General features: G+C 48.4%; 20 protein-coding genes, 1 other RNA gene and 1 other annotated feature. Of the genes, 12 read left to right on the top strand and 9 right to left on the bottom strand.

All coding sequences use genetic code 11. From position 1 onward, the window contains the following. Positions 1 to 245: hypothetical protein (locus tag EB241_RS21635; RefSeq protein WP_233592634.1), on the top strand; the 245-nt coding region annotated here is incomplete at its 5' end. A gap of 478 nt (positions 246 to 723) precedes the next feature. On the opposite strand, the gene clpB is transcribed toward EB241_RS21635, so the two are convergent. From clpB to rluD, 3 genes are all read right to left on the bottom strand, one after another. After that, positions 724 to 3,297, bottom strand: coding sequence for an ATP-dependent chaperone ClpB (clpB, locus tag EB241_RS16835; protein WP_124234257.1), 2,574 nt, complete (start codon positions 3,295 to 3,297; stop codon positions 724 to 726). 125 nt (positions 3,298 to 3,422) lie between these two features. Continuing rightward, on the bottom strand, positions 3,423 to 4,151 hold the full coding sequence (yfiH, locus tag EB241_RS16830; protein ID WP_124234256.1) for a purine nucleoside phosphorylase YfiH: 729 nt from the start codon (positions 4,149 to 4,151) through the stop codon (positions 3,423 to 3,425). Next, positions 4,151 to 5,128, bottom strand: coding sequence for a 23S rRNA pseudouridine(1911/1915/1917) synthase RluD (rluD, locus tag EB241_RS16825; protein WP_124234255.1), 978 nt, complete (start codon positions 5,126 to 5,128; stop codon positions 4,151 to 4,153). Before rluD ends, yfiH begins: the two co-directional genes overlap by 1 nt. Positions 5,129 to 5,258: 130 nt before the next feature. On the opposite strand from rluD, the gene bamD reads away from it, so the two are divergent. The 3 genes from bamD to pheA all read left to right on the top strand — a co-directional run bounded on the left by bamD (position 5,259) and on the right by pheA (position 8,579). Next, positions 5,259 to 5,990 carry an outer membrane protein assembly factor BamD gene (bamD, locus tag EB241_RS16820; protein ID WP_124234254.1) on the top strand — a complete coding sequence of 244 codons (732 nt, stop codon included), beginning with the start codon at positions 5,259 to 5,261 and terminating at the stop codon, positions 5,988 to 5,990. Between the two features lie 330 nt (positions 5,991 to 6,320). Further along, on the top strand, positions 6,321 to 6,653 hold the full coding sequence (gene raiA, locus EB241_RS16815) for a ribosome-associated translation inhibitor RaiA (protein ID WP_124234253.1): 333 nt from the start codon (positions 6,321 to 6,323) through the stop codon (positions 6,651 to 6,653). Between the two features lie 617 nt (positions 6,654 to 7,270). Next, positions 7,271 to 7,397 (top strand) — a sequence feature (Phe leader region). 21 nt (positions 7,398 to 7,418) lie between these two features. Beyond that, a complete protein-coding gene (pheA, locus tag EB241_RS16810; protein WP_124234252.1) occupies positions 7,419 to 8,579 on the top strand; it encodes a bifunctional chorismate mutase/prephenate dehydratase in 1,161 nt (386 codons plus the stop codon). Positions 8,580 to 8,807: 228 nt separating this feature from the next. Here pheA and grcA read toward each other — a convergent pair whose 3' ends face one another. Beyond that, positions 8,808 to 9,191 (bottom strand): autonomous glycyl radical cofactor GrcA, encoded by a 384-nt coding sequence (gene grcA, locus EB241_RS16805; protein ID WP_124234251.1) that lies wholly within the window; start codon positions 9,189 to 9,191, stop codon positions 8,808 to 8,810. A gap of 286 nt (positions 9,192 to 9,477) precedes the next feature. On the opposite strand from grcA, the gene ung reads away from it, so the two are divergent. Further along, positions 9,478 to 10,158, top strand: coding sequence for a uracil-DNA glycosylase (ung, locus tag EB241_RS16800; RefSeq protein ID WP_124234250.1), 681 nt, complete (start codon positions 9,478 to 9,480; stop codon positions 10,156 to 10,158). Between the two features lie 83 nt (positions 10,159 to 10,241). Here ung and grpE read toward each other — a convergent pair whose 3' ends face one another. Next, positions 10,242 to 10,823 carry a nucleotide exchange factor GrpE gene (gene grpE, locus EB241_RS16795; RefSeq protein WP_124234249.1) on the bottom strand — a complete coding sequence of 194 codons (582 nt, stop codon included), beginning with the start codon at positions 10,821 to 10,823 and terminating at the stop codon, positions 10,242 to 10,244. A 125-nt stretch (positions 10,824 to 10,948) separates the two neighbouring features. Between grpE and nadK the strand changes: the two genes are divergently transcribed. The 3 genes from nadK (at position 10,949) to bamE (ending at position 14,077) form a co-directional block, all read left to right on the top strand. Next, positions 10,949 to 11,827, top strand: coding sequence for an NAD(+) kinase (gene nadK, locus EB241_RS16790; protein ID WP_124234248.1), 879 nt, complete (start codon positions 10,949 to 10,951; stop codon positions 11,825 to 11,827). 88 nt (positions 11,828 to 11,915) lie between these two features. Next, positions 11,916 to 13,577: a DNA repair protein RecN gene (gene recN, locus EB241_RS16785; RefSeq protein ID WP_124234247.1), complete on the top strand. Its 1,662-nt coding sequence runs from the start codon at positions 11,916 to 11,918 to the stop codon at positions 13,575 to 13,577. 152 nt (positions 13,578 to 13,729) lie between these two features. Continuing rightward, complete coding sequence (gene bamE / locus EB241_RS16780; RefSeq protein WP_124234246.1) at positions 13,730 to 14,077, top strand: outer membrane protein assembly factor BamE; 348 nt, start codon at positions 13,730 to 13,732, stop codon at positions 14,075 to 14,077. Positions 14,078 to 14,134: 57 nt separating this feature from the next. On the opposite strand, the gene EB241_RS16775 is transcribed toward bamE, so the two are convergent. Both EB241_RS16775 and EB241_RS16770 read right to left on the bottom strand, forming a co-directional pair. Beyond that, on the bottom strand, positions 14,135 to 14,422 hold the full coding sequence (locus EB241_RS16775; protein WP_124234245.1) for an RnfH family protein: 288 nt from the start codon (positions 14,420 to 14,422) through the stop codon (positions 14,135 to 14,137). After that, a complete protein-coding gene (locus EB241_RS16770) occupies positions 14,415 to 14,849 on the bottom strand; it encodes a type II toxin-antitoxin system RatA family toxin (RefSeq protein ID WP_124234244.1) in 435 nt (144 codons plus the stop codon). Before EB241_RS16770 ends, EB241_RS16775 begins: the two co-directional genes overlap by 8 nt. 159 nt (positions 14,850 to 15,008) lie before the next feature. On the opposite strand from EB241_RS16770, the gene smpB reads away from it, so the two are divergent. The 4 genes from smpB to EB241_RS16750 all read left to right on the top strand — a co-directional run bounded on the left by smpB (position 15,009) and on the right by EB241_RS16750 (position 18,351). Next, complete coding sequence (gene smpB / locus EB241_RS16765) at positions 15,009 to 15,491, top strand: SsrA-binding protein SmpB (RefSeq protein WP_124234243.1); 483 nt, start codon at positions 15,009 to 15,011, stop codon at positions 15,489 to 15,491. Between the two features lie 49 nt (positions 15,492 to 15,540). After that, positions 15,541 to 15,921, top strand: a transfer-messenger RNA (tmRNA) gene (gene ssrA / locus EB241_RS16760). Positions 15,922 to 16,328: 407 nt separating this feature from the next. Continuing rightward, positions 16,329 to 17,612, top strand: a complete 1,284-nt coding sequence (locus tag EB241_RS16755) for an integrase domain-containing protein (RefSeq protein WP_124234242.1) — start codon at positions 16,329 to 16,331, stop codon at positions 17,610 to 17,612. Beyond that, positions 17,593 to 18,351: a hypothetical protein gene (locus EB241_RS16750; protein ID WP_124234241.1), complete on the top strand. Its 759-nt coding sequence runs from the start codon at positions 17,593 to 17,595 to the stop codon at positions 18,349 to 18,351. The genes EB241_RS16755 and EB241_RS16750 overlap by 20 nt, the downstream gene beginning before the upstream one ends. Positions 18,352 to 18,365: 14 nt before the next feature. On the opposite strand, the gene EB241_RS16745 is transcribed toward EB241_RS16750, so the two are convergent. Both EB241_RS16745 and EB241_RS16740 read right to left on the bottom strand, forming a co-directional pair. Next, on the bottom strand, positions 18,366 to 21,227 hold the full coding sequence (locus EB241_RS16745) for a DUF927 domain-containing protein (protein WP_124234240.1): 2,862 nt from the start codon (positions 21,225 to 21,227) through the stop codon (positions 18,366 to 18,368). Next, positions 21,218 to 21,784 carry a hypothetical protein gene (locus EB241_RS16740; protein ID WP_124234239.1) on the bottom strand — a complete coding sequence of 189 codons (567 nt, stop codon included), beginning with the start codon at positions 21,782 to 21,784 and terminating at the stop codon, positions 21,218 to 21,220. The genes EB241_RS16745 and EB241_RS16740 overlap by 10 nt, the downstream gene beginning before the upstream one ends. Position 21,785: the final 1 nt, after the last annotated feature.

Genomic DNA, 21,785 nt, shown 5'->3' with positions numbered 1-21,785 from the left:
TTTTTGAGAAGAAGTTGCTCCGGCGGTTCAGCGTGCTGAACCTCTTAACCCGGCGACCCGTAAGCCGTTGTTCCGTGTCAGTGGTGGCGCATTATAGGGAGTTTGTGACGACTGACAAGTGTTATTTGAAAAAAAAAGCTGAACGTTCAATTTTTGAACTAAAAGTGGGCAAAAGTAGATATTTTGCAAAAATTATCTCTGTTACCCATCAGTTTCAGCTAACTGAAAGTCAGCGTAATGCTTAAACACCCATTAACGTCTGAAATTATCCTGTTTTCCCTCAATATTACCGTTGATCAAACTGATTTATTTTTCCATTTAATTTCTACTGGTCACAGATCCCACAGGGAAAACGTAACAAGGCTGCATGCAACTCATCGGCTAACTCCACAAGCTACTTACCTTGTTTAGCCAACAATGGCTTCACTGTTATGCAGGAAACCAGCCGTCAAAGAATATCTTCAGTAGGATAATTTCCCTTCACAACCGTGAGCAAAAACCAAACTGGCTCAATCAGAGATATACAGAAAACGCGTGAGCATCAGTGCCTAAAAATCTTATAAGACCGGAGACAAAACAAGGTGGGCAGTGAAACTGCGACCCTGGATGAAGACCTCCGTAGCCTGGCTTATCAACAAGCAAAAGAAAACACCGATGCTTTGCACAACACAACGGTGCTTTCTGTAAATGTTAATATCACATCCGATCGCCACTAAATGCAGGTTACTGATGCGCCACAATTGTGTCGTCCTGTATATCCATCTCAATTTTCTTGCCGGGGACAAGACTGCCAGACAGTATCTGCTGAGCCAGCGGGTTTTCTATCTGCTGCTGAATAGCGCGTTTCAGTGGTCTGGCACCATAAACTGGGTCGTAGCCATTTTCGCCCAGCCGGAGCAACGCCTCGTCCGAAATATGCAATTCATATCCGCGCTCAGCCAGACGCTTATACAGCCGTTGCAACTGAATTTTGGCAATTGAGGCAATATGCTTCTCACCCAGCGGATGGAAAACGACCAACTCATCAATACGGTTGATAAACTCAGGACGAAAATGATGACTAACTTCGTTCATCACCACATTCTTCATTTCAGCATATCCCAAGGCGCCAAAACGCTCCTGAATTAAGTCAGATCCAAGATTAGACGTCATGATCACCACTGTATTACGAAAATCTACAGTCCTGCCCTGCCCATCGGTCAGGCGGCCATCGTCCAGTACCTGCAACAGAATATTGAAGACGTCGGGATGTGCCTTTTCAACTTCATCCAACAAAATAACTGAATAAGGGCGGCGGCGAACAGCTTCAGTGATATAGCCACCTTCTTCATATCCAACATATCCTGGAGGTGCACCGACCAGTCGCGAAACAGTATGTTTTTCCATGAATTCTGACATATCAAGACGCACCATGGCATCATCGCTGTCAAACATAAAATTAGCCAACGCTTTACATAATTCGGTCTTACCTACTCCGGTCGGCCCAAGGAAAAGAAATGAACCAATTGGACGATTTGGGTCGGCCAGCCCTGCACGGCTACGTCTTATAGCATTAGAAACAGCCTCAACGGCTTCATCCTGCCCGATAACACGTCCGTGTAACTGCTGTTCCATACGCAACAGCTTATCACGCTCCCCTTCCATCATCCGATCGACTGGGATCCCTGTCCAACGAGCCAATACATCGGCAATTTCAATATCTGTCACACGATTACGCAACAGTCGCATCGTCTTGCCTTCTGACAACGTGGCCGAAGCCAGCTGCTTTTCCAGTTCAGGAATTTTTCCGTATTGCAGCTCGGACATTTGCGCCAAATCACCCGAACGACGTGCCTGTTCAAGTGATAATTTTGCCTGCTCTAACTCTGCCTTAATTGTCTGGGTACCGGAAAGTGAAGCTTTTTCCGCTTTCCACTCCTCTTCCAGTTCAGAATAATCACGCTCTTTTTGAGTCAGTTCGGCTTCCAACATATCAAGACGTTTAATGCTGGCATCATCAGATTCTTTTTTAAGCGCCTGCTGCTCCAGTTTTAACTGAATAATGCGACGCTCCAGACGATCCAGCGATTCGGGTTTGGAATCAATCTGCATTCGAATACTGGAAGCAGCTTCATCAATCAGGTCGATTGCTTTGTCCGGCAAATGACGGTCAGCAATATAACGGTGGGATAATGTTGCGGCTGCCACAATCGCCGGATCGGTGATCTGCACATGGTGATGCAGCTCGTATCGCTCTTTCAGTCCACGCAGTATGGCAATGGTATCTTCCACGCTGGGTTCAGCTACAAAGACCTTCTGAAAACGACGCTCAAGTGCCGCGTCTTTTTCAATATACTGGCGATATTCGTCCAGCGTAGTGGCACCAACACAATGTAACTCGCCACGTGCCAGTGCAGGTTTAAGCATGTTTCCTGCATCCATTGCCCCTTCTGCTTTACCCGCGCCGACCATAGTGTGCAATTCGTCAATAAAAAGAATGACGTTACCTTCCTGTTTTGAAAGATCGTTTAGTACACCTTTCAGACGTTCTTCAAATTCACCACGGTACTTGGCACCAGCCACCAGCGCCCCCATATCCAGAGCCAGCACCCGTCGGCCTTTCAGGCCTTCAGGCACTTCACCATTGATAATGCGCTGGGCAAGACCTTCAACGATGGCCGTTTTACCTACGCCGGGCTCACCGATTAGCACCGGATTGTTTTTTGTACGGCGTTGCAGTACCTGGATCGTCCGACGAATTTCTTCATCACGACCAATCACCGGATCCAGTTTGCCCTTCTCCGCTCTTTCGGTCAGGTCGATAGTGTATTTTTTCAGTGCCTGCCGCTGATCCTCTGCCCCTTGATCGTTCACGCTTTCCCCTCCACGTATCTGATCTATCGCCTTAGTCAAGTTTTCATTGGTCGCGCCAGCAGATTTAAGCAGATCGGCCATTGACCCACGCGATTCAAGGGCAGCCAGAACAAAAAGTTCAGATGAAATAAAATTATCGGCGCGTTTCTGCGCCAGCTTGTCACAAAAATTCAATACGCGAACCAGGTCGGCAGAAGGTTGTACATCGCCGTCACTGCCTTCAACCTGCGGAAGTCGGGCAATGGCCTGCTGTACGCTGTTAGTGAGCAATGCCACATCCGCGCCAGCGGTAGTGAGTAATGGACGAACAGAGCCGCCTTCCTGACTGAGCAGCGCACTCATCAGGTGAAGAGGTTCGATAAACTGGTTGTCATGCCCAAGAGCTAAAGACTGGGCATCTGCGAGAGCAAGCTGGAATTTGTTAGTAAGACGGTCCAGACGCATAATTTCCCCCATTCAGGTCAAATTGCTACTGGAGATTAAATGAGGTCATGCCTCAAATTTTCAAGTTAATGACCAGAATATTTTGGTGAAAAATACATCAATCCGAACCGCCTTATGGCGACAGGTTATATCAGCCAGATCAAACTTGCCATACGCCCGGTAACTCCATCACGCCGGAATGAGAAAAATTGGCGTTGATCGGACAGGGTACAAAGACCGCCACCCGTTATCTCACGTACACCTCTGCGCACAAGACGGGTTCGTGCGAGTTGCCAGATATCAGCATAATATTTTTCACCAACCGCGCGAAATGCTGCATCAGCGGTTAAATCTTGTGCAATAAAGGCTTTGCGAACCTCAGGACCCACTTCAAAAGCATCAGGCCCAATAGCCGGCCCCATCCAGACAAAAATATCCTCCGCCTTAGCGCGAAAAGCATCCAGAGTGGCTTCCAGAACGCCGGCACACAACCCCCGCCATCCCGCATGGGCAGCTGCAATCTCTTTTCCGTCACGGGAACAGAATAATACAGGCAGGCAATCGGCTGTCATTACCGCGCATACGACACCGCGCTCACGGGTGTAAGCTGCATCTGCCTGAAGGGAATGCGGCTGTTTATCTGTCAGATGAAGCACCTTTATGCCATGTATCTGTTCCAGCCATACTGGCATCGCAGGCAATTCAGCCCGTTCAACCAGGCGCTGACGGTTAATCTGTACATCCGTCGGGCTGTCCCCAACATGGGCACCAAGATTAAGGGCATCCCAGGGGGGGCCACTGATGCCACCCAGTCGGGTTGTCGCTAATGCCCGCACAGTGGCAGGCACATTCCATTCGGGAATAATCAGGCTCATTACCAGTCCAGTTGATCTTTAAACTCTTCAGTATCTGCTTTCAAAGCGATGATCAGGTCGATCATATCCTGTGGCAGCGGTGCATGCCATTCCATCTCAATACCGGTGATTGGATGATACAAACGCAACATAGTGGCATGCAGCGCCTGCCGATCAAATTTACGTAAAGCAGAAATGAAACCTTCAGAAGCTCCTTTTGGCGGACGAGGGCGTCCCCCGTACAGAGGGTCACCTACCAGAGGATGATTGATATGCGACATATGGACACGGATCTGGTGAGTGCGGCCGGTTTCCAAACGCAGTCGCATACGGGTATGAGCACGGAAATGCTCCATTATCCGGTAGTGCGTGGTTGCAGGTTTACCCATTGGGTGTACCGCCATATGAGTACGTTTGGTTGAATGACGGCTAATGGGTTCATTGACGGTGCCACCGGCAGTCATCCTGCCAATTGCCACCGCTTCGTACTCACGGGTAATTTCACGCAGTTGTAGGGATTCCACCAGATGAGTTTGAGCCGGGACTGTTTTCGCCACCACCATAAGCCCCGTGGTATCTTTATCCAGACGATGCACAATGCCCGCACGTGGCACATCGCAAATGGCAGGATACAGGTGAAGCAGCGCATTGAGCACGGTGCCATCAGGATTACCAGCTCCCGGATGCACCACTAAATTGCGGGGCTTATTGATAACCAAAATGTCATCATCTTCATAGACAACATCCAGAGGAATATCCTGCGCTTCCCAGCGCACGTCTTCCTCAATCTCAGCATTGATAGCTATTTGTTCGCCACCAAGTACTTTTTCCTTAGGTTTATCGATGATCGCACCATCAACGACGACGCGCTGGTCGAGAATCCACTCTTTTATACGAGATCTTGAATAATCAGGGAACAATTCGGCTAAAGCCTGATCTAAGCGTTGTCCGAGTTGCGATTCGGAGATCGTTGCGTTGAGTTTTACTGGTTGTGCCATAAACAGCTTCTTCGTTAACGTTGGGTTTTCACGGCAATGCCGTTTAATATAATGTGCTATTGTACATGGTCACTATCGGGAGCTACATGGACAGCTTCCTGAATAACACTCTGAGGATAATCAAATCGTCATGACGCGTATGAAATATCTGGTGGCTGCAGCCACGTTGAGCCTGGCATTAGCGGGTTGTTCCGGCTCGAAGGATACGGTGCCCGATAGCCCACCTTCTGAGATTTATGCCACTGCCCAGCAAAAACTGCAGGACGGTAACTTTAAAGGAGCAATAACGCAACTGGAAGCACTCGATAACCGCTATCCATTTGGGCCCTACTCCCAGCAAGTTCAGTTGGATCTGATCTACGCTTATTACAAAAATGCCGATTTGCCAATGGCGCAGGCTGCAATCGATCGCTTTATGCGTCTGAATCCAACCCATCCAAACATCGATTACGTGATTTATATGCGTGGTCTGACGGATATGGCACTGGATGACAGTGCATTACAGGGCTTTTTTGGTATTGACCGTTCCGATCGCGATCCATCCCACGCGCGTGACGCCTTCCACGATTTCTCTCAACTGCTGCGCGGTTATCCAAACAGTCAGTATGCCACCGATGCAAGAAAGCGTCTGGTATATCTGAAAGATCGCCTGGCGAAATATGAATTATCTGTTGCGCAATTCTATACCAAGCGCGGAGCTTATGTCGCTGTCGTCAATCGTGTGGAACAGATGATGAAGGATTACCCTGATACACAGGCAACGCGTAATGCACTGCCGCTGATGGAAAACGCTTACCGCAAGCTACAACTGAATGCAGAAGCGGATAAAGTTGCGAAAATAATTGCTTTAAATAAAGCCTGACACAGTAAAAAGAGGCTGCTTACCACCAGCCTCTTTCCACTCGTACAGTTCCTCGTTACAACAAGGTTACGCAATCAAAGGTTACCACTAAGAAAGCGGCCAGAACTTTCCGCCTTCTTGCTCAGGAAAAATTTATTTACCGATTAACTTACCCATCATGCGCCTTGATTTTCCACTCCACAAGTCTTTGCCACTCAATCCACGGCTCTTCTCTCAGATTTTGCATCATTGACAAAAAGTGACAAAAAAAACGATCTGAGCCATAGATTTCGCCATTATTCGAGGTATGCTGGATCTACATTCGACGGAAATGACAGAGAGGTAAGTACTATGGTTCTGAACATTACCAGCAAGCAAATGGAAATCACCCCCGCTATCCGCCAACATGTCGAAGAACGCCTGGCCAAACTTGAAAAATGGCAAACCCATCTGATCAATCCTCATATCGTTCTTTCGAAAGAACCAAAAGAATTTGTTGCTGACGCGACCATCAACACGCCAAATGGACCTCTGGTTGCCAGTGCCAAACACGATGATATGTATACTGCAATCAATGAACTTATTAATAAACTGGAGCGCCAACTGAACAAAGTTCAGCATAAAGGCGAAGCACGTCGGGCCGCTGCCAGTGTCAAAGATCTCAGCATCGTTGATGAAGAATAAGTCTGCATCAAAAAGGATAATATGAATGGAAAACCAGCCACCCGGCTGGTTTTTCGTCTATCGCGTTCCGCATGCCTATCCCTTCCAGATACGGTTTCAATAAACACTCAATATTATCAGCCACCTCAGCGCCTTTGGTTTGAAGGATTTTCAGTTATGTGACGCACATTTTACTGACTAGCGCAATATTATTTCAAATTCAGTCAGAAAGGAAAAAATTACCGGATATATCTTCTGCTCACCGGCCCTTGCCCTTGCCCTTGCCCTTGCCCTTGCCCTTGTAAAAAAATAAAATATTGAAATACATATAAAAATACGAAATACATCATAACTGATAATGGAACATTCGCCAAAATAACTGCCCAGACCGTGCCTTTTCGCGGCAAAAGAAACATCAGATTGGCCGTTAAATGTCAATGTCGACCGCTCCCTGTATGGCAGGTAATCCACCGCAAAAGGAGGATGTTATGACCTGCACCTGGTTAAGGCGAGGGTACGGGCTGCCTGAAACGGCATTATACTCAGGACATCTGCCAGCTTTCCCATATGTCACGTTTTTTATTGACAGAGAGAAATCGCAGCGGTTACTTTAACCGTTCAGAAATTATGGACAGTATCATGAACAAAAAGTCGTTCTTCTCCGCATTCTTCTTTACCTCTCCCCATAACTGGGATGCTATTCGTCATGCAAGGAAGAATGCGAAGACGAACAACTAAGCCTCCCAATCGGGAGGCTTTTTTTATGAACATCTGACAGGTAGCATTATGACCGATAATAACCCACTGCTGGATCTGCGTGACAAGATCAGCACCCTGGACACTGAATTGCTGGGTTTACTGGCGCGCCGCAGGAAACTGGCAACAGAGGTGGCAATGGCCAAGATGGCCACCCACCGGCCAATTCGTGATATTGAACGGGAACGGGAACTCCTGGAAAACCTCATAACAAAAGCTAAAACACACAAGCTTGATGCATATTATATTACCCGCCTGTTTCAACTGATTATTGAAGACTCGGTTTTAACCCAGCAAGCATTGCTGCAAAAAAACCTGAATGAAACCTGTGCACACTCTGCCCGAATTGCCTTTCTTGGCCCAAAGGGTTCTTACTCGCACCTCGCTTCACGCTATTATGCAACACGACATTTTGATAATGTTATTGAAAGCGGATGCCTGAATTTCCGTGATATTTTCAGCCAGGTTGAAACCGGTCAGGCAGACTATGCCGTATTGCCAATTGAAAATACCAGCTCCGGGTCAATCAATGACGTTTATGATCTTCTGCAGCAAACCAGCCTTTCCATCGTTGGCGAAATGACTATCCCGATTGACCACTGCGTGCTGGTTTCCGACACGACCGATTTGCAACAGATCGACACGGTTTACAGTCATCCTCAACCTTTCCAACAATGTAGTCGGTTTATTCACCGCTACCCACACTGGAAAATTGAATATACCGAAAGTACCGCAGCAGCGATGGAAAAGGTAGCTGCACTGAAGTCACCGAAAGCGGCGGCTTTGGGGAGTGAGGCTGGCGGGACACTATATGGATTACAGGTGCTGGAACGCAACCTGGCTAATCAGCAGCAGAACTTTACCCGCTTTATTGTTCTTGCCCGTAAACCTGTTGAAGTAACCATACAGGTACCAGCTAAAACCACATTGATCATGGCAACAGGTCAACAGGCTGGTGCTCTGGTGGAAGCTCTGTTGGTTTTACGACAACATAACCTTCCAATGAGCAAACTGGAATCGCGCCCAATTAATGGCAACCCATGGGAAGAGATGTTCTATATTGATTTTCATGGCAATTTGCGTTCGGAGGCAGTACAGCAAGCTTTACGTCAACTGGCAAGCATAACCCGTTCTCTCAAGGTACTTGGCTGTTATCCTGGTGAGAATATTGTCCCTGTTGAACCGAAATAATTTTAACTATATCAGCCGCCATCACCGCGGCTGTTTTTTCCATTACGCAGGAACAATTAAGATGTAGATACATAGCAAACCATCGAGTTGAATTCACAGGTTATTATCAAATACCAGTCATCCAAAGTCTTATCGCTGTTACATGGTTTCTACATTCATAAAATCGCGTTTCTTCTTTCGTAACGCTGAACTGTTACACAGTCATGCCCCACATTCCGGCAATTGTTATCAGAGACTTTCGGTGAAAGTACGGGCGATAACATCACGCTGCTGTTCCGGCGTCAGTGAATTAAAACGCACAGCATAACCGGAAACACGAATAGTCAGCTGTGGATATTTCTCAGGGTGGTTAACAGCGTCTTCGAGTGTTTCACGACGCAGCACGTTGACGTTCAGATGCTGACCACCTTCAACCCGTACCTGCGGTTTTATCTCCAGAGGAATCTCACGATATTCAACGTTGCCAAGTTCACCAATCGGGACAACCTGACCTTCATGGTACTCAGCTTTAGCACAGACACAGCGAGCTTCTTCTTTTTCATTGTCAAGCAGCCAGAATGAATTTAACAGTGCCGCATTGGCTGCTTTAGTGATTTGAACTCCGGTAATCATTTTATGCCTCCCAAACTATCCATTAATGAGATCTATCAGCAAGTGAATTTATATACACTCATGAATTGTATTAGGTCTGTATATCAGCACGCAGGAAGGGTGTTTTTGATTTCAATCAATATTGCTGAGTCGCAAAAAATCGCCAGACAATCAACTTATTGATTTAACTCAACTTGAATTGGAATTCATTGTGTTTGTTATTTTGTAAATTTTCAATTTTATTTTAATTTTGTGCGGGTAAAAATCCGCGTTAAGCTGTCTGCTGGTTATCTCTGAGGAGGCAGAAATGGTCAATGCACTGACCTGGCACGACGTGCTGGCACAGGAAAAAGAAAAAACTTACTTTATCGAAACATTGTCGTCAGTATCAAAAGCGCGTGCTACGGGTAAAACAATTTACCCGCCCCAGAAAGATGTGTTTAACGCCTTTCGTCTGACAGAGCTGGGAAACGTAAAGGTAGTGATCCTTGGCCAGGACCCTTACCACGGCCCGAATCAGGCGCATGGCCTGTCTTTTTCCGTCTTACCGGGTATCGCAATCCCCCCTTCTCTGCTCAATATCTATAAAGAGCTGGAAACGGATATTCCTGGCTTCAGCCGTCCCCAGCATGGCTTTCTTGAAAGTTGGGCGCATCAGGGAGTTCTGCTGCTGAACACGGTATTAACCGTTGAAGCTGGGCAGGCACATTCTCACGCACGTTTTGGCTGGGAAACGTTCACAGATAATGTCATCACAGCAATTAATGAATATCGCGAGGGCGTGGTTTTTTTACTCTGGGGATCGCACGCACAGAAGAAAGGGGCGATTATCGACAGAAACCGCCATTATGTATTGCTGGCACCTCACCCTTCTCCCCTGTCCGCTCACAGAGGTTTTTTTGGTTGCGGACATTTTTCAAAGACCAATCAATGGCTGATTCAGCATGGGCAAAAACCCATTGACTGGATGCCGGAACTGCCACAATAAAGGACGCTAACGACGAAAACACTCTTGAGGTTTAATGCGGTTGCTGTGAGCATTAAACCTCAGTGTTTACAGGCGTTCGTGAATTAAGCTTTCGCTTTAGAAACGGCGACCATTGCGGGGCGGAGCAAACGACCATTCAGGGTATAGCCGCGCTGCATTACCAGCAGCACATGGTTTGGCGCCACATCACTGGATTCCATCATCGACATTGCCTGATGGATCTCCGGGTTAAATGGAACGTTTACGTCGCCAACAACCTCGACACCAAACTTACTAACAGCATCCAGCAACGATTTCAGTGTCAGGTCGATTCCCTCAACCATTGCAGTAAGTTCAGGATTCTCTTTATCTGACACTTCCAACGCGCGCTCCAGGCTGTCAATTACCGGCAGCAGTTCGTTGGCAAATTTTTCCAGCGCAAATTTATGCGCCTTTTCGACATCCTGTTCCGTGCGACGACGAATATTTTCGATTTCAGCCTGCGCCCGAAGCTGTGCTTCGCGCACACCACCCAGAGCTTGTGCAAGTTCAGCTTCCAACTCTGCAATGCGCTCATTTTGCGGATCCAGCCCTTCTTCTGTCTCCGTCTCAAGGTGTTCCGCCTGCTCCATCTCAATATCGTCTGAGACTTGCTCGTTTGGTGTTTTCTGTTCTTTACTACTCATGAAATTCTCCGCGTTTATGCACATTCATCTCGCTGGTTCGCTTATTATGGGGATCAGGATTGTGGTTTCAAGGGAACCCTTCACATTGTCTGAGGTAGTTTACCCTAATGAGGAATACCAGCATCATGAACAATCATTTCAACTGCATTGGTATTGTGGGGCATCCGCGCCACCCTACTGCACTCACCACCCATGAAACACTTTATCGCTGGCTGGCAGCAAAAGGATATAAAGTAATTATTGAACAACAGATTGCACGTGAGCTGAATCTGTCTGACGTGGAAACGGGTACGTTATCTGAGATCGGACAACGAGCCGAACTCGCGGTAATCGTAGGCGGTGATGGCAATATGTTGGGAGCAGCACGCGTACTGGCTCGCTATGATATCAAAGTGATTGGCATCAATCGTGGAAACTTGGGTTTTCTCACCGATTTGGATCCAGATAACGCCCAGCAGCAGCTGGCCGAGGTGTTGGAAGGAAAATACATAACCGAAAGACGGTTTCTGCTTGAAGCCCGGGTTTGCCGTCAGGGGCATCCTCCAAAAATTGGTACTGCCATTAATGAAGTGGTGCTGCACCCCGGTAAAGTAGCACACATGATTGAGTTTGAAGTCTACATTGATGACTCGTTCGCGTTTTCTCAGCGCTCCGATGGCCTGATTATCTCAACACCTACCGGCTCCACAGCTTATTCACTTTCTGCTGGTGGGCCAATTCTCACTCCTTCGCTGGATGCGATAGCGATTGTCCCTATGTTTCCGCATACGCTGTCCGCACGCCCTCTGGTGATTAACAGTAGCAGTACGATTCGCCTGCGTTTCTCTCATATGCACAGCGATTTGGAAATCAGCTGTGACAGCCAGATAGCTTTACCAATCCAGGAGGGTGAAGACGTTCTTATCCGCAGAAGCGATGATCACCTTAATCTGATTCACCCTGAGAATTATAACTATTTCAATACGCTAAGTTCAAAGCTCAACTGGTCAAAAAAATTGTTTTAAAAATCGGCTTCAGCTACTTTACTGGTTATAAAACCAGTATATACTGTATAAAAAATCACATCTGTGTATTTATACAGGAGCATATATTATGCTGGCGCAACTGACTATCAGTAATTTTGCGATTGTCCGCGAACTCGAAATCGATTTTCAATCCGGCATGACAGCAATAACCGGCGAAACAGGTGCCGGAAAATCCATTGCAATTGATGCTTTGGGTTTGTGCCTGGGAAGCCGCGCTGAAGCAGATATGGTTCGTCAGGGTGCCACAAGAGCAGATATCTGTGCCAGTTTTATCCTGAAGGATACTCCTTCAGCTTTGCAATGGCTGGTTGCTAACCAACTTGATGAAGGCAACGAGTGTCTGTTACGCCGGGTCATCAACAGTGACGGACGCTCGCGAAGCTTCATAAATGGTACAACCGTTCCTCTTTCACAGCTGCGTGAACTGGGCCAGTTGCTTATTCAGATCCACGGACAACATGCCCATCAGTTGTTGCTTAAACCAGAGCATCAAAAAACGCTTCTTGATGGCTATGCAGGAGAAAATATACTGTTAAAGGAAATGGCAGATAGCTATCGTCAATGGCATCAGAGCTGCAGATTATTGGCTCAGCATCAACAATCATCGCAAGATCGTGAAGCACGTCGCGAACTATTGCAATATCAGTTGAAAGAACTCAATGAATTCGCGCCTCAGACGGGTGAATATGAGTTAATTGATGAAGAATACAAGCGGTTGGCTAACAGTGGACAATTACTTTCTACAGGGCAGCAAGCTCTGATGCTACTGGCTGATGGCGAAGACAGCACATTACAGAATCAGCTCTACGCTGCTCAGCAAATGCTCAGTGAACTGGTGACACTGGATGATAAATTGACTGGTGTCTGTACCCTGCTTGATGAAGCAGCAATACAAATCAGTGAAGCCAGCAGTGAACTTCGTCATTATTGTGAACGTCTGGATCTGGACCCTAACCGGCTACATGAACTGGAACAACGGCTCTCCCGCCAGATTACTCTGGCGCGTAAGCACCATATTTCGCCGGAAGAACTACCGCTCTTTCATCAACAATTACTGAAAGAACAGGAATTGCTCAATCAGCAGGAAAGCGCACAGGACGACCTGGCACTGGTTGTCGCACAGCATCATAAGGTGGCGCTTGACCATGCTGAAACACTACACCTGCGACGTGTTCACTATGCACAGGAGCTCAGCCGGCTTATTGGCGAAAGTATGCATTCACTTTCAATGCCGCATGGACAGCTAAATATCAACATCGTTTTCAACCCTGGTCACCTCACAGCGGAAGGTGCGGACCGCATTGATTTTCAGGTCAGTACCAACCCAGGTCAGCCAATGCAACCACTGTCAAAAGTGGCTTCAGGTGGAGAGCTTTCACGTATCGCACTGGCTATTCAGGTTATTACCGCAAAAAAAATGGATACCCCTGCGTTAATTTTTGATGAAATTGATGTGGGTATCAGTGGTCCCACCGCAGCGGTAGTTGGCAAAATGCTGCGTCAACTGGGAAAATCCACTCAAGTGATGTGCGTCACCCACTTGCCGCAGGTGGCTGGTTGCGGTCATCATCATTTTTTCGTCAGTAAAGAGACTGATGGGGAGATAACTGAAACCCAGATGCGCTCTCTTGATAAACGTGCACGTCTCCAGGAACTGGCAAGGTTGCTGGGCGGAAGTGAAGTGACCCGGAACACCCTGGCAAATGCAAAAGAGCTTTTAGCCGCCTGAAGTCGCACTTTTCAGGACACCTGTGGTCATAAGCTTAATTCACAGAGGTTTCAAACTGTGGAAAGGTTTATTATTATCGGCTTCTTACGCTGTTATCGTCATAACTGTTCGATACAGCCAGATTGTTGGTCCTAAAAGGAATAAAGATACTTATGCGCTGTAAAACGCTGACTGCTGCGGTGGTGGTTCTTCTTATGATGACCGCTGGATGTTCCACTCTGGAACGGGTGGTTTATCGTCCAGACATCAACCAGGGTAACTACCTTGTTGCGAATGACGTTTCTAAAATTCATACCGGTATGACCCAACAGCAGGTGGCTTACACCCTCGGAACACCGATGATGCGTGACCCGTTCGGAAGCAACGTCTGGTATTATGTATTCCGTCAGGAGCCAGGCCATGAACCGGTTACTCAGCAAACGTTGACACTCACTTTCGATAGCAACGGTACGCTGGCTCATATTGATAACAAACCCAATCTGAGCAGCAAGAAAAGCTGAGTGAAATAGCAGTGCAGAAAAAACGACAAAAAGAAGCAGTAAGGCGCGTAATGCGCCTTATTTTTTTGCGCCACGCTCTGCACGCTGACGACGCAGATCTTTTGGATCTGCAAGCAGAGGGCGATAAATTTCAATACGGTCACCACTGTGAACTTCATCATGCAGTTTCACAGGCCGGCTGAACACACCAACCTTATTACTGGTGAGATCGACATCTCCACGCAGCTCAAGAAGCCCTGATGCTTTAATAGCCTGCTCAACTGTGCTGCCCTCTGCCACATTCACCGTGAACAGATACTGCTTCTCAGGTAGGGCATAAACAACTTCAACTGAGATATCAGGCACTGTAAACCTCTTTAGCTCGCAGGGTAAAAGCCTGCACCATGCTACTGGCAAGCTCTTTAAAAACCCGACCAAACGCCAGCTCTACCAGCACACTGTTGAACTCAAACTCCAGATTTAGCTCAACCTTACAGGCTTCTTCACTCAGCGCCGTAAATACCCAGCCACCGGTTAATTTACGGAACGGCCCTTCTACCAGCTGCATGCTTATACTCTGATTATTTGTCAGGGTATTACGCGTCACGAAGGTTTTGCTGATGCCTGCCTTTGACACATCGACTGACGCCGTCATTTGTTGTTCATTGTATTCAAGTACGCGGCTACCGGTACACCCTGGGAGAAATTCCGGGTAGGCGTCAACATCATTTACTAACCGGAACATTTGCTCGGCGCTGAAAGGTACCAGCGCAGAACGACTAATCTGAGACATAGCATTTCCTGTTAATCTTATAATTTCCCAATTGTAACATTGCCGCGGATCAAACAAAAATTCTAAGCCGCCAGCGTTCTGCTAAAATAGCGTTTTTCCCTGCCGCTGTTGTTACAGGGGATGTCATCAATCATCGCTTCATGTAGACTAAGTTGCACTATGACAAAGAAAAAAACACATAAACCCGGTTCAGCGACCATTGCCATGAACAAGCGCGCACGGCATGAATACTTCATCGAGGAAGAGTTCGAAGCCGGGCTTTCGTTACAGGGATGGGAAGTCAAATCACTTCGGGCCGGTAAAGCTAATATCAGCGACAGCTATATCTTGCTCCGGGATGGTGAAGCTTATCTGTTTGGCTCTACTTTTCAGGCACTCACTGTAGCTTCATCGCATGTGGTATGCGATCCAACACGCAACCGTAAGTTATTGTTAAATAAAAAAGAACTGGATTCGCTTTATGGTCGGGTAAACCGAGAGGGTTATACCGTAGTCGCGCTGTCACTTTACTGGAAGAATGCCTGGGCCAAGCTGAAAATAGGCGTAGCGAAAGGTAAAAAAGAGCATGATAAACGCGATGATATTAAAGCTCGTGAGTGGAAATTAGACAAAGCGCGCATTATGAAGCACGCTAATCGCTAAATCACTGGTGCAGCGACAGGTTTTTCTGTTAGACTTCTGTACAGTACTTGGGGCTGATTCTGGATTCGACGGGATTTGCGAAGCCCAAGGAGCATGCCGAGGGGCGGTTGGCCTCGTTAAAAGCCGCAAAAAAATAGTCGCAAACGACGAAAACTACGCACCTGCTGCTATCGCAGCTTAATCAGCCTAAGAAACTGAAGGTGTCCTCTCTCCCTAGCCTCCGCTCTTAGGACGGGGATCAAGAGAGGTCAAACCCAAAAGAGATCGCGTGGATGCCCTGCCTGGGGTTGAAGCGTTAAATCCAATCAGGCTAGTTTGTTAGTGGCGTGTCCGTTCGCAGCTAACAGGTGAATGTAAAAACTGGACTAAGCATGTAGTGCCGACGGTGTAGTAATTTCGGACGCGGGTTCAACTCCCGCCAGCTCCACCACACAAGCATTCGATAGCGTTCTCTAACTATCGAAAATCAAATAAAAAGCCCTAAATTATAATGATTTAGGGCTTTTTTAATACCTTTAGCATTCGTTTAGTATCATTTTAACTCGCAAACTTTGGTAGTATGTTTGGTAGTGATTAACCTGTACTGCAAAAATGCGTACTACCAAAAACCATTACTACATAAAAAAGCCTGTTTTCTATTTCCTATATGCTTTTTTAGGGCGTCCGGCCTGTCCTGCTGTCCAAAATCGCGTAAACAAATGATTTTACTTATTAATATAGGTAAAAAGACACTGTCCACAGGCACGAAAACCGGGGACGGGGCGTGTCCATTCCCGGACGCTCAGGGGTTAGCAGTATGTCGCTCTGGTTTTTGGCAGTATGCAGGGAGACTACGCCATGCCTAAGATTATTACCCCTTTAACGCCTACTGAGGTTGCTAACGCCAAAGCCAAAACAGACCCGGCCACGGGCAAAAAACAGGACACACCCTACCGTGACGGTGACGGACTGGAACTTATGGCGAAAGCATCAGGTAGCCGGGTGTGGTATTTCCGCTATCGTAAGCCAGTAAGCGGTAAACGCACTATGTTGAGCCTGGGGGAGTTTCCGGCTGTGAGTCTGGCGCAGGCCCGAAAGGTTAAGAACGAGGCCAAAGCGCTACTTTCGCAGGGTATCGATCCGGTAGAACAGCGCAAAGCCGATGCAAACGCCCTCAGAGAGACACACAGTAATACGCTACAGGCTATTGCCATGCGCTGGATCGAACACAAACGTAAAAACGTCACGGAAGATTACGCCGACGATGTGTGGCGCTCCCTTGAAAAAGATATTTTCCCTGCAATAGGTCATATCCCGGTAACGCTGCTAAAAGCGCCGGTGCTGCTGGACGTGCTCAACGTGATCGTTGCTCGCGGCAATCTGGAAACAGCCCGCCGCCTTGCACAGCGCACAAAAGAAATCATGGATTACGCCATGAACACCGGCCTGGCCGATGCCAACCCTTTTACCACGGTGAAAAGCGCCCTTCCTGTGCCGAGGAAAGAGAAGAACCCGACGATACGCCCGGAAGCCCTCCCCGGCCTTATGCAATCACTGGCAATCGCTCAAATCGAACGCTCTACGCGCCACCTCATAGAGTGGCAGCTTCTTACAGCCGTTCGACCTGGTGAAGCCGTTATGACACGCTGGAGCGAAATAGACTGGAAGAAAAAGCAATGGGACGCACCGGCGGCCACAATGAAAATGGATCGTCCGCATTCGGTACCGCTTTGTCCTCAGGCGCTGGACATACTGGAAGCAATGAAGCCCATCAGCGGCCACAGGGAATATGTCTTTCCCGGGCGCAAAAACCCCAAAACGCACATGCACAGCCAAAGCGCCAATGCCGCATTAAAGCGCATGGGCTATCAGGACATGCTTACCGCGCATGGTATGCGCTCTATCGTCAGTACGGCCATGAATGAGCATGGAAGTTTTCGCCCGGATGCCATAGAGGCAGTGCTGGCGCACGGAGAAAAAAACTCAATTCGGGCAGCCTACAATCGCGCTACTTATCTGGAAGAACGCCGGGGAATGATGGACTGGTGGGGAGAGTTTGTTAGCAGTGCGGCCAACGGTCATCAAATGGCGGGGGCTGCATTGCGTCATTTAGGTGTAGTCGGTGGCGAAGATGCACAGTGACGCTATTTTTACACTGGTTAATGTCCACATAGCGTTATTAGCCTATGATTACGAACAACAGCACGACGAGCCAACCGGCTGGTGTATTGAGCATGTCCATACCTTAACCGATGTGCAAATCTGCGTAGCGCTAAGTGCGGTAGATGCGCTGGACTTAATCTACCCCTCCCCGGAAATCATACGAGAACTTGGCAACCCCACCAGCGAAACATGGCAATTTATAACCACTATGGCGACTTCCCCAACGGATCTTGCTGTAGCTGCCGTTGCGCTGTCTGGTGCGTTCAGAACGCCCGACAATGACGTTCTGGCCGCGCTGGCGCGCCTGTCCGGCAAAGCGCTGTTAAGGTTACACAGGGAAGCCGAGATTATGTCTGGTTTTGATAATATCGACGAGGCCAAAAAACGCAGGCAATTAGGCGGTATAAACCGTAGTAAAAAATATGATGGTGCAATCAAACTTCGGTGCAGAGCCTGGGCGAATGACATTATCGAACGCCATAAAAACGAAGGACGCAGCGAGCCAACAAAAGCCGCTTTATCCCGGCTGGTGGATGATAAATACCGTGCATTTATCTCCGCTTATCCGAAGGAAACACCTGAATTTCAGAAGTTACATCCACCGGGGAGGGATATTTTACCTGTTGGCGCGGGGTTAGCGCCAAACGGCTCGATCTATAACTGGGTTAAGGATATGGTAAACGGCCAGCAGCGGAAAAATAGTAAAGCCCCCGCGTAGTTCCGGGGGCTGGCTTACGAAAACAGCGCGTTTGCATCTATGCGGTAATAACGCCGCCGCTTGTTAAAAACCGGATCATTCTTGCGTGGGTTATAGTCGATTTTTCCGTCTTTGCCCTTAGCACTTAATAGCGCCCCCATAGCTTCCAGCGTGTCCATTGTGGCTTTAAAATTATGGTTCGCCAATATACGTTGCATGGCCTCGGGTATGATCCAGTAGCATTCGGCTACGCCCTCGTTTGCCTGTTCAGGTGCACCGATATCAAGATTGTCAAAGCGTGGGTTGGCGCTCCCACCATCCAGTAATGCGATATAACCATCATGTACACGCACCCTGTCGGTAGTATCTCGCATAAAGTTCACCGGACCATTGGCGCTTAAATACTGGCGAAGGTGATCTATACCGTTGACACCTTCCATATCGCGCAGCGTTCCACGGTCAGCGACATAAGCCAGAAAACAACTACCAACACCTTTAAACGCCTCGCCCTCCTGCCAGCCAGTGATACCCGCCGCTGTCGCCACTTCCCCGGCCACCGCGCAAAGGGTGAAACGCTCCATAACCCTGTCCAGTTGTGCGCCGGTATTCTGTGAGCGATACTGCTGCCGGAAATCTTCGCGAAGAGTGTCAACGCGAGCGATCAGCTTTGAACGTACCGAACAGGTTAGATATTCCAGCCAGGTAATACCCGCCGCACCGTAGTATGTTGCCGCCGAACGGTTAAGCCCATCGGCAAACTGCTTTGAGTATTCTTCTGTGTGTTCCAGACCGTGGAGAGTATCAAACAGCCCCGTTGTTTCACTGACGATAGCGGGAACATCGACAAAACGCGCCTGTTGCCCTGCCTCCACCGTTTCACCTGCCGCTTTAAGATAACTATCGAACGGCCTTTCACTGGAGGCCAGCACCAGAGTACGCCACTGCAACACCTCGCGCAGAGTAATATCTTTTGTCCCGCGCTCCTTACCACGGCCCATAGCCAGCATGTAAGCGGTGCTGCCAACAATTTTTGGCGATACGGCTTTCAGTTCGTCCAGTATCAGAGGCAGATCGTTGTGGGTCGTCGCCATCACCTCCAGCCCCACCAGCGAAGTGTTCCACGTTCTGACATAACCGCCCGAAGTTGTGCCTTTACCCCACACCGAAGCCGCTACGTGCTGGACGGTGCTCTTGCCTTTAGTCGATGCGCCGAGGAGAGAGAACACGCCACCATCCATGCCCGTCACATCCATCAGCGGAGCCGCCAGCGCTACGCAAACAGAGAACACCAGACGGCTGTTACCTGCGCATTTAGCCGCGATATACTGCTGCCATTCGGTAAGGGTTCCGGCCTGTGCCAGTTGGCATTTATCCCGTCCCCTGTGCTGATACATCACCGAATCAGCATCTTTGCCAACAGATCGGTCAGGCAGCACAAAAACTTTGCCGTCATGCCAGCCTGTTATTGCGGTACAGGTAATGCGTCTGGTCGCGGAAGTAATATTAAGATAAGTCAGTAGCGACTTTGCCATACCGCTGTTGATCCATAGCCCCATCGCGGCCAGGCGCTGGGGAACATCGCTACCCTGCTTATGCAGATGTTCATCCGGTACAACATAGTGCTTGGTTTCGCCGTCAAAATCGCAGAATTCCACCAGCCGGCCCCAGTTATCACCGTAAGCATCACGGGTGCGTCCACGAACAGCAAACGCAGCCGATATTTTACGGACGAGAATACCTTTAGCACCTTTGCTTCCTGTCTCGTAGTTTTCCATCAACCCGTCCCCGGTCATGTAAAAACCTGTTTTCTCCTTTTCGGTGTAGGGCCGGAGTGTTTGAGGGTTCTCCCAGCCCTTACGCTGCGCATCAGCAAAAATCGCTTTGTAGCTGGTCAGGTCTGCGCGGGAGGTTTCCCATGTCCTGGAAAAAACAGCCATATCAAACGCCGCACCGCCAGCCTCTGACCAGTCCAGCGCCAGTTGGTAAGCGGCATCTTCATAAGGCGTACCTTTGAGATAGCAAAGGCTGGCGATAACTGCCTGCCACGGTTTACGCGCTCCTTCAGAGATTTTTATCATGCCCGGCGAAAACAACGCGCTACGCAAATCATCCATAGTATGCTGGTCGATACCTTCCCATAGCGCCCAATACTCACTGGTGGTCGGGTCCGCTTCTGGCGTATCGGTGTGGTCACGTAAAACTTTTCCGGTACTACTCCGTCTGCGCTTTGGTTCTTCCGGCACTATTGCCAAATAATGAGCCACATTCGCAAGTTCACCGTCAAAACGCAGCGTAATGGCGTCCGTCACTTTTTCCCCGGTTTTGGTTTTCAGGTTCCCGGTTGGATCAGCGACTGGCATATAACATTGTTGTTCGGCCAGATAAACCGATTCATCCCATAAGATAACAGGTTGCCAGTCACCGATAAGATCCGCGCTGTCCTGCAAATAACTGTCAATCTCAGCGGCTATGCTCTGGCATACGCGCTTCCCTTCGTCACGGTTAACCTCTGCATCAAGCAGAATAACGAACCTGCACCGGGGAGTGGTGGGCGTGTAATTGGTGGTGGTGTACAGAAAACCTTTGAACTTTTGCAGGTAAGCTTTCAGGGCTTCGAAAGTCTGTAGGTTGTTGAAGCCGTCACAATCGAACCGTGCAACCCGCCACGGTTCAACGTGTGCTGACAAGCGCCAGTATTTCTCGCCCTGATAGCCAGTATCTTTCGCGCCCTTCGGATGCGACCCCTTTCGTACCGGCGCACAGAAAAATTGCTGGTATTTAGCGCTTGCCACGTCAGACAGAATTTTATCAATAAAATCATCTTCGCTGGTGGCACTGCGCTGCTCTACAGTTTTTATGGCGCGTTTTACACCACGGGAATAACGAATTAATGCCATGTGACAACCTCTTTAGAGGGGATAATCTCACCCTCGTAAACCACTCCAAGGCCACCACGACATTGCGCTTCGGCTAAATTCTCCGCGGGTAGAGAATAAAAAGCGGTTTCCGCTACCCCCTTTTCGTTCAGACTCTTAGCCACCAGCTCTACCCATTCGAGACTTGCCCCACTAAGTAGCATCCACAAACGCCAAAGATCTGACTGAGCGGCACCCATCAATAATTCAGCGCCAGCGTAAAAACGAATACGGGCATTGAAGTACAAATCATGTTTAGGGCAATAATGAATGAGAGCGTGCGTTGCTTCGGTAGGAGAATCACCGGAGGTTATGGGACGTAAATAATATCTGACGTCCTGTTTACCTGAAAAATAGCCTCTGTCCACTCTGTCACGAAAGGTTTCGCTTCCAATTGTCCTGGCAAAAGACGAACAGTGAGGGTGTTTAACAGGCTCAAAATCCACGATACCAAAGACCACTGAGGATGTTGGTGCTCGTCTTTTTGAACATGTAGCTTTGCCTGTCTTTTTCATACGTACTTTAGTTTTACGCGGCATT

Origin of the sequence: Erwinia psidii (assembly GCF_003846135.1) — a bacterium.
In the GTDB taxonomy this organism is placed as follows: domain Bacteria; phylum Pseudomonadota; class Gammaproteobacteria; order Enterobacterales; family Enterobacteriaceae; genus Erwinia; species Erwinia psidii.
This window is presented reverse-complemented; position numbering and strand designations above follow the sequence as displayed.